Source organism: Bacillus sp. JJ1562, from assembly GCF_036962705.1.
Taxonomy (GTDB): Bacteria; Bacillota; Bacilli; order Bacillales; family Bacillaceae_L; genus Ferdinandcohnia.
The window spans coordinates 1-13,659 of the sequence record NZ_JBALOQ010000018.1; the positions used below are offsets into that span (position 1 = coordinate 1).

The following is a 13,659-nucleotide window of genomic DNA, read 5'->3' on the forward strand; positions in this document are numbered from 1 at the left end:
GACTTTTTCAGTGCCCTCGTTCAATACAGAGATCATCTTCTTAAAACTGCCTAGGCTTTTTTAAAATGTCCTTTACAAAGGGTACACTTTAGTTGGGTGAGAGCCTTCTTATTGTTTTATATCTAGCTCCAGCGCCTAGCCAGTTTTCACCTTGAATAGGCTTCTGTGAGTATCTTGCGAAAAGCCTTGCTTTGAGCAGCTCTCTGGTCTAGCTAATCCGTCAAGAAGGATAAAAGGTATCCTTCTCGCCGGCTTTTCTTATACTTGTCGGACTTGCACAGGATAAGGAAAGCCTCGACAGCATAAACATCGCACGAAGAAAATGCACTGCATTTTCGAGGAAGTGCTAACATCGACGTTTGACACAGGACGTGGCAGTAGTTAGTCGATGTTCCACTCTTAAGGCGCTTGCGCTTTTCTTTATTACTTTAATTTATTTAGTTGGTCGCCAATTACTTCACCAAGCTGGAAACCTGATGATTCCTCTTGTTGTTGGTATTTGCTGTAATCTTCTTCCACATTTTCTTCAAGTTCTTTCATGCTTAAGGAAATACGTTTTTCAGTTTCATTTAGCTCAAGAACCTTCACTTTTACTGCTTGACCTTCTTTTAATACTTCATGAGGAGTACCGATATGTTTTGAAGAAATTTGTGAAATATGAACAAGTCCTTCAACACCAGGTAATACCTCAACAAATGCACCGAAAGAAACAAGTCTTCTCACTGTTCCTTCAACTACATTCCCAACTGATAACTTATCTGAGATGTTTTCCCATGGTCCTGGCAATGTATCTTTCACTGACAATGAAATTCTTTCATTGTCACGATCAACAGATAAAACTTTAACTTTAATTACTTGCCCTTCTGCAACAACATCAGATGGTTTTGACACATGCTCATGTGAAAGCTGAGAAATATGGACTAATCCATCAATGCCACCGATATCGACGAAAGCACCGAAATCTGTTAATCGTTGAACAGTACCTTCAAGTACAGCTCCTACACTTAGTGAATCTAGGACCTGTTGCTTTTTATTTTTTTGATCTTCTTCCACAACAGCACGGTGAGATAAGATGACTCTGTTTTTCTCACGATCAAGTTCAACTACTTTAACTGTTAACGATTTGTCTTTATAATCGGAGAAGTCTTCTACATAATAATTTTCAACTAAAGATGCTGGAATAAATCCTCGAACACCAAGATCAACAACTAGTCCACCTTTAACTACATCTTTTACAACAGCTTCAAACACTTCGCCAGAGTTAAATTTTTGCTCTAACTCATCCCAGGCTTTAGAAGCTAGTACAGCTTTTTTAGATAAAATTAAAGCGTCTTCTTCTACTTTTGTAACAGATAGCTCTAATTCTTCTCCTTCTGATACAACATCGCTTGCTTTTTCAACATGCAGGCTGGACAGCTCACTAATTGGGATAATGCCATCTAGCTTACTGTTCTCAACTGAAACAAATACTTGTTTTTCCTCTACCTTCGTTACCTTGCCAGTGATAACATCACCAACCTGCAACTCTTTGTACTCGACTTGATTCATATCCTCTGCCATTCCAATTACCTCCTTCAATGTCCAACAAAAAAACTCTTTATGTATAATATAAAGTTATAAAAATATTCTTTTAATTAAACTTCTAATAAATAGGGTTATTTGTCAAGTATAAACTCTTAATCTATTTATATTTTTCCAGTATTTCTCTTATGGAATCCATAATTTTGTCGGTTACGACATCTGCAGAAGCCCTCTCTTCACGAAATGTTTCCATTTGGACAGGCTTACCGTAAACCACTCTTAATTTACCAAATATTTTATAAGGTCCTAAAATCGCGCAGGGAACGACAGTACATTCAGAACGTAATGCAAAGAATCCAACCCCGGATAGCCCTTTTCCAAGCTGTCCATCCTTGCTTCTAGTGCCTTCAGGGAAAATTCCCAACACGTTCCCTTCCTTTAATACCTTTAATGCTGTCCGAAGTGCTTCACGATCACTCATTCCGCGTTTAACTGGAAAAGCATTTATATTCGGTAAAATTGAACCTAATATAGGAACCTTAAATAATTCCGCTTTCGCCATAAAATAAATGGGTCTTGGTGATGTAACCCCAACAACAGGTGGGTCAAGATTGTCAATATGATTAGAACAAATTAGGACTCCACCTTCCTTTGGAATATTCTCCTTGCCCAAAACCTCAATGCGGTAAAGTGGTTTGATGATTGCTCCAACTAATCCTCTTGCAAAGGGATAAAGGTTCATGGCATTCAAATCCTTTCCTTTACTACATCCATAATTTTCGCAACAACCTCTTCGATGCTTAATGATGTTGTGTCAATCTCGATTGCATCCTCTGCTTTTCGTAATGGGGCAACCTCACGTTCAGAATCTAATTTATCCCGAGCGGCAATTTCAGATTTTAATTTTTCTAAATCGGACTGAAAGCCTTTTGAAAGGTTTTCTTCGTGGCGTCTTACAGCTCTTTCTTCAACGGAAGCAAGTAAAAATATTTTCACTTCAGCATTAGGAAGCACATGAGTACCAATGTCCCTCCCATCCATCACTACTCCACCAAGCTTAGCAAATCCTTGTTGACGATTGACCATATCTTCTCGAACCTTGCGATGCTTAGAAACAATCGAAACAGAATTTGTCACATCATGCTCACGAATTTTTTCCGTCACATCTTCGCCATCGATAAAAACAAGTTGACCATTATCACTAGGTCTTAATTCTAGATTTGAACTTTGTAGTGCATGAAGAAGCTGTTCTTCATTTTCTAAATCTAAATCTATTTGCAGGGCTTTGTATGTTAACGCACGATACATTGCACCTGTATCAACATAAATGTAGGATAGATCTTTCGCGATAATTTTTGCAACTGTACTCTTGCCTGCAGCTGCTGGTCCGTCAATTGCTATTGAAATCTTATTGTCCATAAACTATGTATGCCTCCTGTATGTTACACTCGGTAGGAATTGGAAATATTAGTCGTTATAAACAAACAAGCTTGTTTATCTAAACTTTATTATATTGATTCATTTGAACAGTATTCCTACCTACGAAAAAATGCAGGGAATCCCTGCAATTCATTTTAATTGTTATTTAGTAATGTTTCAATGGTTTTGGTCTTGTCCGCTTTGTCGACCCCCTCATATTCAATCATTCTCGTGATATATGGGGTCAATGGACTATACAATATGATAGCCTGTGCCACAAGCAAAAAAATAAATTGAATTAAAGCTAGCTTAATTAAAATACGTTCGAAATTTTTCATTTTGCATACCTACCCTAAAGAGAGTTTTAATACTAGTATGCTAAATTTTTGAGATTTTTATTCTGTTGGGATTACCTTCTTCTAATTTTCACCAGCGTGGATCCCTTTCTTCTTCAATAATAATTGTCTTTCAAAGCAGAATTTAATTAATAGCTGGCGGTCTGATTCGTTAACATCCACAAATTTAATAGAGGCTCTATTTCTTTCCCCATTTTTGCCATCCACAATACGGATTACATCACTTCTGAAGGTTACATATTTATAATCATCAGAAAGGGTTGGAAGGACGAAATGTGTAAGGATATCTATCCCCGGTATAAGTGTTTTGGAAGTCGGTAGAATAATAGAAGCACCACCTGCACTTATATCACGAGTGATTGAGATAAATGGTTGGAATTCCCCATCTAAACTATGTAACGCAACATCTACTGGTGTTTCAACACGTACATATTCACGTCGCTGAATCTTATACATACTATCCTCACCAGGTAAGGAAAGAACAATCATTGGGATATTTTGTTTTACTCTTCCTAACACCATAGTGTCAAAAAAATAAGCTGAAGTGCTATCAGCTACAACATAAGCCTTTAGCTGTGTCCCATTTAACAAAAAAACTGTTTTCCCTGTCTTGTTATCAACAGGATAATCAATGTAGAGCTTGTTTTCCATTTTTTCAACAACTCTGCATCGATATTTTTCACCATTTGGATTAATGGTTGGCTCAAGGTTAATCATATCCCCAATTTTCAACACTTCTGTTCACTCTTTCTTAAACATTCTGTATCCTTATTAAACCACGAATAACTAGAAAAGTACAAGCACCTTGTTCAGCCCCGACAAGCATAAGAAAAGCCGGCGAGAAGGATGCATTTTATCCTTCTTGACGGATTGGCTAGACCAGAGAGGGGCTAGGTGTTTGGGCTAGACATCACAAAAAAAGGAAAGCAAAATTAGCTTTCCTTTTTGATTCTCTACAATTCATTGCATGCCCTTATAGACGGGTTCTGCATTTTTAAGCTTTTCTACTTTTTCTTCAAAGCCATTTTCAGCATTAATAAAGATCCGGTACGTATCATTATTAATTGTCCCTAAAAATTCATAACAGAGGACATCTTGATCAAGATCATTTGTAATAATGGCTAGACGATCCTCCATGATTTCAAGGTTCGGGTTAATTTCTTTTCTCGCTTCCTCTTTTGAAATTTTTGGTTTACCGGCTGTGTTAATTTTACCAGCCATTAGATAATCTCTTGCGGTAAATCCAATAATATTTCCGTCGTCGAGTGCCACTTTCATCTTAATCGAATCTGAATATACTCTCACTCCATCAACTGAAGAAACGAAATTAAATACTCCAACATTATCGTATTGCGCACTTTCAAAAAGCTCAAGATTTTCAAATTTATTATCCTTTAGGAATTTTTGAGCACGATTAAATGCATCATTAAGGCTTAATTCGATTTTTGCAACTTCACGATTTCGAATGACCCAGATTGGAATGCCACCTTTTTTCGTAATATCCATGAAAGTATTTACGTTAGACTTAGGGTCATTTATTTCTAAACTATAAAAACCATTTGGTGAACCTTCTCCATTTTCGGTAACCTTCATTTCGATGTTACCTTCTAACCCGAGGAACTTTCTCGCAATTTCTTTTGCTTGTTCCTCATTAATTTGTGGTCCCTCTAAATTTGGAAATTTCCCACCATCTTTTTTCGTGGTTGTAAGGGTAACCCCAAAGTCACTCTCGGAATAGGCAGCTACATTTTTCTCAACCGTTTTTAAGCCATCTATAATTGTGTTATCAGCCTGTTTTTCCCCTGAAGCTAGTGCTAATTCAACATCCATCCAACGAAGGTTATTCTTCATAGCAAGATGTTGGACAGTTCGGAGTTCCGTTTGGATATCCTCCGAATTTTTATATAGCTGCTCAAGGGTTTTGTACTCCTCATCAGACAAAGGCTCTTTTGATAAATCACGGACCGCTGTCCGATAACTAAATTCACCGATATCACTTAGAAACTCTTCAGTTTTGTTAAAGGGCATGAGAGTGAGTGGTAATTGCCCTACATCTGAATGAGCCTCAGACGTAAGTCTCCACACATCTGCCAAGGTTGGGGAAAGGGAATTTCTTGAATTCATGGCAAGCGTTGTCCCTATTTTGTCGTGTAATAAATCCATATGATATGATAAATTATGAAACGCTCGTTGATAGTTGTTTTCTGCCTGTATTAGAATGGCATTTTTCTCTTGATGTTCTTTATAGCCCCAATAGCCGGTTCCAATAATACCAATTGTAAGTGCTGTAATTAATATTCCTCTTAGCAATTTGCCTCACCTTCCAATCTAATTACAGAATATGTGCTTTCCGATTCTCTTAATTTGTGGTCTGCCCCAAATCCATTTACTTGTTGCAGTTTCAGGATTAAAGTAATAAGTTGCTCCGCCTGTAGGATCCCAGCCATTTATAGCATCAATTACAGCTTTTTTTGATTGCTCATTTGGAGTTAACCATATTTGCCCGTCTGCAACTGCCGTAAATGCAAGTGGTTCAAAAATTATCCCAGACACTGTATCAGGGAATGTCGGGCTATCGAGGCGATTTAAAATAACCGCTGCAACTGCTACTTGTCCAATATATGGCTCACCACGTGCTTCACCATACACAGCATTTGCAAGGAGCTGAATATCATTTTGAGAAAATCCACCTGGCATATTCACAGCTGTTGGACCTTGTGATTGAACCTCTTCTTGTTGTTGAACTTTTGGTTGCTGCTGTTTTGCTGGTTGCTTTGGCGGTGGTGCTGGTGCCTTAGCTTGTGGTTGCTTCGGCGGTGGTGCTGGTGCCTTAGCTTGCGGCTGCTTTGGCTGCGGTGCAGGTGCCTGCGCCTTTGGCTGTTGCGGCTGCTTTTGCTCTGCCGTAAATTGTTTCTCTATTTCTGTTCGTCTTGCCTCAGCCATTGTTTTTGCTTTTTGAATATTCTTTTCAGAAGGAGCGGATTGAATGCTCCAAGGAACACCTCCATAGTGGGTGAAACGATTCCCTTTACGCAAATTGTCGTATACAAATTGCTTATTATACTTAGTAAAGCGGTTAATCATTGCTTTTGTTTTGTCACCGACTAATCCGTCTACCTCTTCAAGCCCAAATGCCTTCTGGAAATTTCGGACAGCCCAATATGTACCCCATCCGTAAACTCCATCAATTGTGCCATGGTAGTAACCGTTATATTGGAGCCTTGATTGCAACTCAATTACATCGTCACCTGTGGCACCCCTTTGAATAATCTGCTCAGAAAAAGCATGTACATTATTGGCAGTTCCACCAATGAACACACTAACAAACAAGATAAGGACGATGGGGAACATCAAATACTTTTTAAAGCTCATAATCAATTACCTCCCTAACCATTTTCTATATATACTTACAAGTATTTTCTGTAGAGATTGGTATTTTATTCAGAAGTATTTCAAGTTAAATTTGATTTTTTATTAAAATAGACAAAAAAATAACCCGTCAAAAATGACAGGTTATGGTTTAGCAATTTTTACTTTATGTAATCCAAACCACCATAAAAACAACATGAAGGGTACCATGATATAAATCCATTTCTTCATCGAAAGCAGTATGTAATCATAAATTCCATGTAAAAGAAATGGGAATAAGAAGGAAATGAAAATCCACTTTTTCTTTTCCTTAAGAGAAAATTTTGCTTTTCCAAGATAAAAGCCCATTATCACACCGAACAAAGCGTGACTTGATACCGGTAAAAGGGCTCGACCTACTGCAAAATGGACCCCATTTGCAAGTAAATAGAGAATGTTTTCCAATGTAGCAAATCCTAACGACAAAGCAGCACCATATACGATTCCATCATATTGTTCATCAAATTCAATATGCTGATAAACAGTATAAAAAAGGATAAACCACTTAAAAAACTCCTCTAATAAGGCTACAGATAAAAAGGCCTGTAAAAAGGTATGCGAAAATACCCCTTCAACCCCCAACACATATTGAATAAACATTATTGGAAACACCAAAAGGGCCCCAAAAATGAATATTCTAAAAACCATTGCAATTGGTTCTGCTTCATATTTATCTTTTAAATAAAAATAACTTAATAATGCAAGTCCAGGTGCTAGTCCTGCGGTTATGACCGCCACCATAAAGAATCCTCTTCTCCAATAATGTAAATTATATTTGAGTAGCAAACACTTTTATCGTAACATGTAATGTGGTAAATGAAAATAACAAGTAATGGATAAATTTTCAATATTGAAATGAGGCGAGTCCGATGAAAAAAATACTCATTATTCATACAGGCGGAACGATTGCCATGATGGAAGATAAAGAAACCGGAGCTGTTGAGCAAGATCAACAAAATCCACTTCTACTTCACACTGATTCTTTAGCTGCAATTGCGAATGTAATGGTTGAGGAATTATTCCAACTGCCTTCCCCACATATCACGGAAAAAGAAATGTTAATGCTGAAGAAAAAAATCGAAACAAGTATAAAGGAAGATAAAATCGAAGGCGTTGTCATTACCCATGGAACTGACACCCTTGAAGAAACGGCTTATTTTTTAGACATTACCGTTCAATTCGATATTCCAATAGTCGTGACAGGAGCGATGAGGTCGAGCAATGAGCTTGGGGCTGACGGTCCATATAATTTAATCTCCGCTGTTCGTGTTGCAGCTTCCGACAGCGCTTTTGGAAAGGGTGTTTTAGTTGTTTTAAATGACGAAATTCATACAGCTAAAAATGTAACTAAAACCCACACTAGTAATATTGCGACATTCCAGAGTCCACAATATGGTCCATTAGGTATTGTGAGCAAACGAGATATTACCTTTCACCATATGCCTACTATTAGGGAAACATATGATATTGAAGTAGTAACGAAAAATGTTGTCCTCCTGAAGGCCTACGCTGGCATGGACGGCAGTATCCTTCGAGCAATTCAGATGATACATCCAGATGGAATAGTAATCGAAGCGCTTGGACAAGGCAACCTGCCACCAACCATGGTAGCTGAATTAAAGGAACTCATTGAAAATGGTATACCAATCGTATTGGTGTCCCGATGTTTTAACGGGTATGTGCAGGATGTATACAATTATGAAGGCGGTGGACGCCAATTAAAAAAGCTTGGGGTTATTTTTTCTAATGGTCTAAATGGACAAAAAGCAAGACTCAAGCTTTTGGTCACATTAGAAATGACAAATGATCATGATGAACTACAGGAAATGTTTTTTAAATAAAAAGGGTGACTCATAGAGCCGCCCTATTTTCTATCTATAATTGCTTTTGCTATTAAGTCTCCATGAAAGCGTCCGTTTTCAATAAAAATTTCATTCGCATTATTACCCGCTGCAATAACTCCCGAAATAAAAATTCCCTCCACATTCGTCTCCATCGTGTCAGGGTTAAACATAGGTCTACCTGTATCCTTCTCAATCTGAACATTCATTTTTTGCAAAAAGCTATGATCTGGATGATAGCCCGTCATCGCAAATACGTAATCATTTTTTATTTTCTTTTGCTCTTCACCAACTTGATAGACCAAGGCATCTTCTGTAATTTCAACTACATTTGCATTAAATTCCATATTTATAATACCATTACGAACCAGTGATTCAAACTCAGGTAAGATCCATGGCTTTATGCTTGAGGAGTATTCGGATCCACGATATAAGACAGTAACTCTTGCATCAGCATTTACAAGCTCTAAAGCTGCATCTATACTTGAGTTCTTTCCTCCTATTACAACAACATCTTTATCGAAATACGGATGTGGTTCTTTAAAATAATGAAAAACTTTAGATAGATTTTCACCAGGAACATTCATATAATTCGGATTGTCATAATAGCCAGTCGCAACAATCACATATTTTGCCTGATATTCATCTTTAGTGGTTGTGATTTTAAATTGATCATTTTCAAGTTTCATGACACCTGTTACTTTTTCAAAAGCATGTACACTAATTTTTTCGCGTTTTGCTACTTCTCGATAATAAGCCAAAGCTTGATTTCTTTTTGGCTTACGACCCTCAATAATAAATGGAACATTCCCGATTTCTAGTTTCTCGCTTGTACTAAAGAATGTTTGATGTGTAGGATAATGGTAAATGGCATTTACAATATTCCCTTTTTCAATTACCAGTGGTTTGATTCCGATATTCTGCAGTGCAATGGCAGCTGCTAAACCACAGGGGCCTCCCCCAATAATGATGACTTCTTCTGATTGCATGTTTGTCACTCCTAATCAAATGCACCTTGGCGTATTTGCGCCCAGATTTTTTAGGCCCACACGAGGAGGGTCACAAAGACGTTGCCACAGGACGTGGCGTTCTTAGTCTTTGATCCCACGCTCGAAAAATTACCTTGGTAAATCGCATGTCTCCGCCGGAAGCTCTAACTTTATTCAGCCAGGGTTAAAACCCGCACTGAATTGGTTTCTCTTGTAGAATTCATCCCCACTTAAAAAGTTAAGGGACTTCTTTCTGAATAAACTTAAAATCTCCTACCATAAAATGATAGGAGATTTCTGTTAATCCTGCAAGGAATTAAATCCAACCTCTAAAGCGAGACGCTTCTGCCATTTTTCTTACCCCCACCATGTAGGCAGCAAGTCTCATGTCAACACGTCTATTTTGCGCAGTTGAATAAATATTTTCAAATGATTTGACCATTACTTTTTCGAGCTTTTCTTCTACTTCTTCCTCTGACCAGTAATAGCCTTGGTTATTTTGAACCCATTCGAAATAGGACACAGTCACCCCGCCGGCACTTGCTAAAACGTCAGGTACGAGGAGGATTCCTCTTTCAGTTAAGATTTGTGTCGCTTCAAGTGTTGTAGGACCGTTTGCTGCTTCCACTACTATACTTGCTCGAATATTATTTGCATTTTCTTCTGTAATTTGGTTCTCGATAGCTGCAGGAACAAGAATATCACAATCAAGTTCCAATAGCTCCTTGTTTGTAATGGTATCGTTAAATAGCTTAGTAACTGTCCCAAAGCTATCACGACGATCTAATAAGTAATCAATATCTAAACCATTTGGATCATATAAACCGCCATATGCATCAGAGATACCAATTACCTTAGCACCTGCATCATGCATGAATTTTGATAAAAAGCTACCCGCATTTCCAAAGCCTTGAACAACTACACGAGCACCTTCTAAATTAATGCCACGTTTCTTTGCTGCTTCACGAATACAAAGTGTTACACCCTTCGCTGTTGCAGACTCACGGCCATGTGAACCACCTAATACTAGTGGTTTTCCAGTGATGAATCCAGGTGAGTTAAATTCGTCAATTCGACTATACTCATCCATCATCCATGCCATAATTTGAGAATTCGTAAATACATCTGGAGCCGGGATATCCTTTGTAGGACCAACGATTTGACTTATTGCACGAACATATCCACGACTAAGTCGCTCAAGTTCACGGAATGACATATCTCTAGGGTCGCAAATGATTCCACCTTTTCCTCCACCATATGGTAAATCGACGATGCCGCATTTCAAACTCATCCAAATCGAAAGCGCTTTAACTTCCTTTTCAGTAACATTTGGGTGAAAGCGAATTCCACCTTTAGTTGGACCTACAGCATCATTATGCTGTGCGCGATAGCCTGTAAAGATTTTTACAGAACCATCATCCATTCTTACTGGAATTTTAACGGTCATCATTCGGATTGGTTCTTTTAAAAGCTCGTATACTTCCTCAGGGTACCCTAATTTTTCTAATGCCTTATGTATGACTGTTTGTGTAGATTTGAGGACATCCATTTTCTCTTCGTTATTTTTTTTTGCAATGTCCTTATTATTTTCGGCTACCATTTGTAAACCTCCCAAGATTTTTCGCGAGAATCAGTTCCTATTACTCAAAGGTGTAAACAAGAAGCTGGAAATGCCGAGATTTCGGTTATTAAAATATGATTTCACATTCTTGATGGAATAAAATAAAGACAGAAATAACATCTATTTTCCAGATAGTATTATTGTCCACCTTTCCAGTCACTAGTATACACCTTCCATATGTTTATGCAAGATGAAAAATAAAGAATCTTCATTTTTATTTATAAATAAAATCGCTGTTAACATCGATACTTATAAAATTTATTAACATAGAGAAAAACCCCTATACATTGTTAGAGGCTTTTCTTATTTATTAATAAAATAGTTGTAAATTTCCTTCATTGCATTTTCTTTAAAAAGTATTTTTCCATATTCATGAACCCGGTATTTCGTAATTGTCGCAGGATTTCCAAATTCGGCTAAAATGGCAATGACGTTTTCTGTTTGAATGGCTGAATTGTCTTCAAGTAATAAATAAAAATAATCTTTATATGAATATAATCTGCCGCCAACTATTGATAAACTGTTTAATCTGGTTGAAAGTTGAATCACATCTTCAAATGTATGAAACTCATAAAATATATCTTTACTTTCATCAAGAGTAACCTGCATTTCAATATAATCTTCATCCATAAATTCTTCGTCTTCAAGGTCCCCTACTGAATTTGTTACAATAATGACCATACCTTGTGCTTGTAAAGAATATACTTCAACAGCAATTGGTCCGTCCGCTTCAAAGCCTAATTCGACACTTGCTTCTTCGATCATATCACGAAATAATTGGTGGACCTTAAGTGAATCTGACAAAAGATCATCTTTAGTGAGGCCACGATCAACAAGATCATCGAATGTTAGAAAAATCTTGATTTTATTATAAGTTAAGCGCTCAAGACGCATAAAAAACCCTCCCTCACCATCACACCTACAGCAACCGTTACTTTATTTTATGAAGAAATATAAATTATGTTCTTGATTTAGCGTTGATAGGGCATTTTTTGCAAATCGTATTAGATATTCGATGATTGAAGAGTAATCAAATGTGTTTCGGGTGGTGCACCAAGCCGTAACGGTATACCAGATGTACCATATCCATTACTAATGAAAATGGTCATCCCGTCTTTATACTCTACACCGCCTTTGGGGTATAGCCCAAATTTCCAAAATCGAATTTGTCCACCATGGGTATGCCCAGACAGTATGAGATTAATTTTGTTCTTAGGTTGGAGATCATTTTTAATTTCTGGATTATGGCTAACCAAAATTTTAAAATTTGCTTCATCCCCTGCATCGAATAGAGCAAGGTCCAACCTGCTTCTCCCTACCTTCAAATCATCTATCCCAAGGAGAGCAAGCTTCTCACCTTCTGCTGTTTCAAAAAACATCGCCGTATTATCAAGAATCTTTATTCCCATACTTAATAGCAAAGAATCAAGTTCATGGTAATCCACTTCATAATCATTATTTCCCCAAACGAAATAGGTTGGTCCAACTGTTTTAATCAATTGAAGGTTTTTTTTTACACGTTCAAAAGGGACACCCTTTTCTGTTAAATCCCCTCCAATTATGACAATATCTGCTTTCCCTTTTACTTCATTAATAATATTCTTAGATACCTCTCTTTTGTGAATATCCGAAATAAAGAATATGGTAATCTTTCCGAAGCTTTTAGGAAAATCCGTAAATGTAAATGTATTCGTTACAACACGATCTACTCTTGCTTCCTTCCACATATAAAAAAGGAGTAGCACTCCAATAAATAAAATCCCGAAAATATATAGCATGATTCACGCCCTAACTATTAAGAGATTAATCATTTATTCTTTTTAAATATAAGGATATGATACCATAAATTATGGAAAAGGCTATCAATAAAAGCGTTTGTCAAATTCCATATAATAATAAAAATTTTCCAACCGCCTATCTTGTCATTTTTTAACATCATAAACCATACAGTAAAATGACATCGTTTTGTATTTTGACATCAAGGAGGTTATTTCATGTTTACTACTAGGAAATCCTATTTTCCCTTCGTAAGCCCATTCGACCCTTGTGTACCGATCACACGTAAAACATACGTTACCCCACCAAATCTTTATATCCCATTTCAACCAGCAAATCTACCTCAATTCTCACCTAAGGAAGCCTTATACACAGGGACACTTTGGAAAATCTTTTACGATCCATATTTTGGTCCAAATGAACCGAAAAGGGAGGCTAAAAGTGAATGAACCCTAAACAGATGCCCCCAGAGTATTATGCGTTATTAGAGGATTTACAGGCTTTGGATTTTGTGTTAGTTGAACTCACATTGTATCTTGATACCCATCCTAATGATTATGAAGCCATCCAACAATTTAACACTGTTTCACAGCAACGAAGAAAGGTCGCAAATCAATATGAAGAGAGATTTGGGCCTTTGACTCAATTTGGTCGTTATAGCTATTCTAGTTACCCTTGGAACTGGGATGACGAACCTTGGCCGTGGCAGGTTTAATAATCTAAATCGT

The 13,659-nt window shown here is 37.3% G+C and carries 15 protein-coding genes; 3 read left to right on the forward strand and 12 right to left on the reverse strand.

Going from position 1 to position 13,659, the window contains the following annotated elements:
- Positions 1 to 423 precede the first annotated feature (423 nt).
- The 8 genes from rpsA to prsW form a co-directional block, all read right to left on the reverse strand.
- Positions 424 to 1,560, reverse strand: coding sequence for a 30S ribosomal protein S1 (gene rpsA, locus V7097_RS11905; RefSeq protein WP_335703841.1), 1,137 nt, complete (start codon positions 1,558 to 1,560; stop codon positions 424 to 426).
- A 121-nt stretch (positions 1,561 to 1,681) separates the two neighbouring features.
- Positions 1,682 to 2,263, reverse strand: a complete 582-nt coding sequence (locus tag V7097_RS11910; protein ID WP_335703842.1) for a lysophospholipid acyltransferase family protein — start codon at positions 2,261 to 2,263, stop codon at positions 1,682 to 1,684.
- Positions 2,264 to 2,268: 5 nt separating this feature from the next.
- Positions 2,269 to 2,940, reverse strand: coding sequence for a (d)CMP kinase (cmk, locus tag V7097_RS11915; RefSeq protein ID WP_335703843.1), 672 nt, complete (start codon positions 2,938 to 2,940; stop codon positions 2,269 to 2,271).
- Positions 2,941 to 3,095: 155 nt separating this feature from the next.
- Positions 3,096 to 3,278: a YpfB family protein gene (locus tag V7097_RS11920; protein ID WP_335703844.1), complete on the reverse strand. Its 183-nt coding sequence runs from the start codon at positions 3,276 to 3,278 to the stop codon at positions 3,096 to 3,098.
- An 81-nt stretch (positions 3,279 to 3,359) separates the two neighbouring features.
- A complete protein-coding gene (locus tag V7097_RS11925) occupies positions 3,360 to 4,031 on the reverse strand; it encodes a flagellar brake protein (protein WP_335703845.1) in 672 nt (223 codons plus the stop codon).
- Positions 4,032 to 4,256: 225 nt separating this feature from the next.
- Positions 4,257 to 5,606, reverse strand: a complete 1,350-nt coding sequence (gene ypeB, locus V7097_RS11930) for a germination protein YpeB (protein WP_335703846.1) — start codon at positions 5,604 to 5,606, stop codon at positions 4,257 to 4,259.
- Between the two features lie 18 nt (positions 5,607 to 5,624).
- Positions 5,625 to 6,668, reverse strand: coding sequence for a spore cortex-lytic enzyme (gene sleB, locus V7097_RS11935; protein WP_335703847.1), 1,044 nt, complete (start codon positions 6,666 to 6,668; stop codon positions 5,625 to 5,627).
- Positions 6,669 to 6,809: 141 nt separating this feature from the next.
- On the reverse strand, positions 6,810 to 7,445 hold the full coding sequence (prsW, locus tag V7097_RS11940) for a glutamic-type intramembrane protease PrsW (RefSeq protein WP_335703848.1): 636 nt from the start codon (positions 7,443 to 7,445) through the stop codon (positions 6,810 to 6,812).
- Between the two features lie 128 nt (positions 7,446 to 7,573).
- On the opposite strand from prsW, the gene V7097_RS11945 reads away from it, so the two are divergent.
- Positions 7,574 to 8,545 carry an asparaginase gene (locus tag V7097_RS11945; protein WP_335703849.1) on the forward strand — a complete coding sequence of 324 codons (972 nt, stop codon included), beginning with the start codon at positions 7,574 to 7,576 and terminating at the stop codon, positions 8,543 to 8,545.
- Between the two features lie 23 nt (positions 8,546 to 8,568).
- Here V7097_RS11945 and V7097_RS11950 read toward each other — a convergent pair whose 3' ends face one another.
- The 4 genes from V7097_RS11950 to V7097_RS11965 all read right to left on the reverse strand — a co-directional run bounded on the left by V7097_RS11950 (position 8,569) and on the right by V7097_RS11965 (position 12,933).
- The gene (locus tag V7097_RS11950; protein ID WP_335703850.1) at positions 8,569 to 9,534 is read right to left on the reverse strand and encodes a YpdA family putative bacillithiol disulfide reductase; all 966 of its coding nucleotides are present in this window, start codon (positions 9,532 to 9,534) and stop codon (positions 8,569 to 8,571) included.
- A 316-nt stretch (positions 9,535 to 9,850) separates the two neighbouring features.
- Positions 9,851 to 11,083, reverse strand: coding sequence for a Glu/Leu/Phe/Val family dehydrogenase (locus V7097_RS11955; RefSeq protein ID WP_438824231.1), 1,233 nt, complete (start codon positions 11,081 to 11,083; stop codon positions 9,851 to 9,853).
- 375 nt (positions 11,084 to 11,458) lie between these two features.
- Entirely contained in the window at positions 11,459 to 12,049 is a 591-nt protein-coding gene (locus V7097_RS11960; RefSeq protein WP_335703852.1) for a genetic competence negative regulator, read from the reverse strand.
- A gap of 110 nt (positions 12,050 to 12,159) precedes the next feature.
- A complete protein-coding gene (locus tag V7097_RS11965; RefSeq protein ID WP_335703853.1) occupies positions 12,160 to 12,933 on the reverse strand; it encodes a metallophosphoesterase in 774 nt (257 codons plus the stop codon).
- A 216-nt stretch (positions 12,934 to 13,149) separates the two neighbouring features.
- Here V7097_RS11965 and V7097_RS11970 point away from each other — a divergent pair, with 216 nt between their 5' ends.
- Both V7097_RS11970 and V7097_RS11975 read left to right on the forward strand, forming a co-directional pair.
- Entirely contained in the window at positions 13,150 to 13,380 is a 231-nt protein-coding gene (locus tag V7097_RS11970; protein ID WP_335703854.1) for a spore coat associated protein CotJA, read from the forward strand.
- Positions 13,377 to 13,646 (forward strand): spore coat protein CotJB, encoded by a 270-nt coding sequence (locus V7097_RS11975; protein WP_335703855.1) that lies wholly within the window; start codon positions 13,377 to 13,379, stop codon positions 13,644 to 13,646. Before V7097_RS11970 ends, V7097_RS11975 begins: the two co-directional genes overlap by 4 nt.
- The last annotated feature ends 13 nt before the right edge of the window (positions 13,647 to 13,659 follow it).

Excerpts from the sequence above, each read along its gene's own strand:
- V7097_RS11975 (WP_335703855.1), top strand. The coding sequence starts at position 13,377 with ATGAACCCTAAACAGATGCCCCCAGAGTATTATGCGTTATTAGAGGAT.
- rpsA (WP_335703841.1), bottom strand. The coding sequence starts at position 1,560 with ATGGCAGAGGATATGAATCAAGTCGAGTACAAAGAGTTGCAGGTTGGT.
- V7097_RS11970 (WP_335703854.1), top strand. The coding sequence starts at position 13,150 with ATGTTTACTACTAGGAAATCCTATTTTCCCTTCGTAAGCCCATTCGAC.
- prsW (WP_335703848.1), bottom strand. The coding sequence starts at position 7,445 with ATGGTGGCGGTCATAACCGCAGGACTAGCACCTGGACTTGCATTATTA.
- V7097_RS11910 (WP_335703842.1), bottom strand. The coding sequence starts at position 2,263 with ATGAACCTTTATCCCTTTGCAAGAGGATTAGTTGGAGCAATCATCAAA.
- V7097_RS11945 (WP_335703849.1), top strand. The coding sequence starts at position 7,574 with ATGAAAAAAATACTCATTATTCATACAGGCGGAACGATTGCCATGATG.
- V7097_RS11955 (WP_438824231.1), bottom strand. The coding sequence starts at position 11,083 with ATGGATGTCCTCAAATCTACACAAACAGTCATACATAAGGCATTAGAA.
- V7097_RS11920 (WP_335703844.1), bottom strand. The coding sequence starts at position 3,278 with ATGAAAAATTTCGAACGTATTTTAATTAAGCTAGCTTTAATTCAATTT.
- V7097_RS11960 (WP_335703852.1), bottom strand. The coding sequence starts at position 12,049 with ATGCGTCTTGAGCGCTTAACTTATAATAAAATCAAGATTTTTCTAACA.
- cmk (WP_335703843.1), bottom strand. The coding sequence starts at position 2,940 with ATGGACAATAAGATTTCAATAGCAATTGACGGACCAGCAGCTGCAGGC.
- V7097_RS11965 (WP_335703853.1), bottom strand. The coding sequence starts at position 12,933 with ATGCTATATATTTTCGGGATTTTATTTATTGGAGTGCTACTCCTTTTT.
- V7097_RS11950 (WP_335703850.1), bottom strand. The coding sequence starts at position 9,534 with ATGCAATCAGAAGAAGTCATCATTATTGGGGGAGGCCCCTGTGGTTTA.
- sleB (WP_335703847.1), bottom strand. The coding sequence starts at position 6,668 with ATGAGCTTTAAAAAGTATTTGATGTTCCCCATCGTCCTTATCTTGTTT.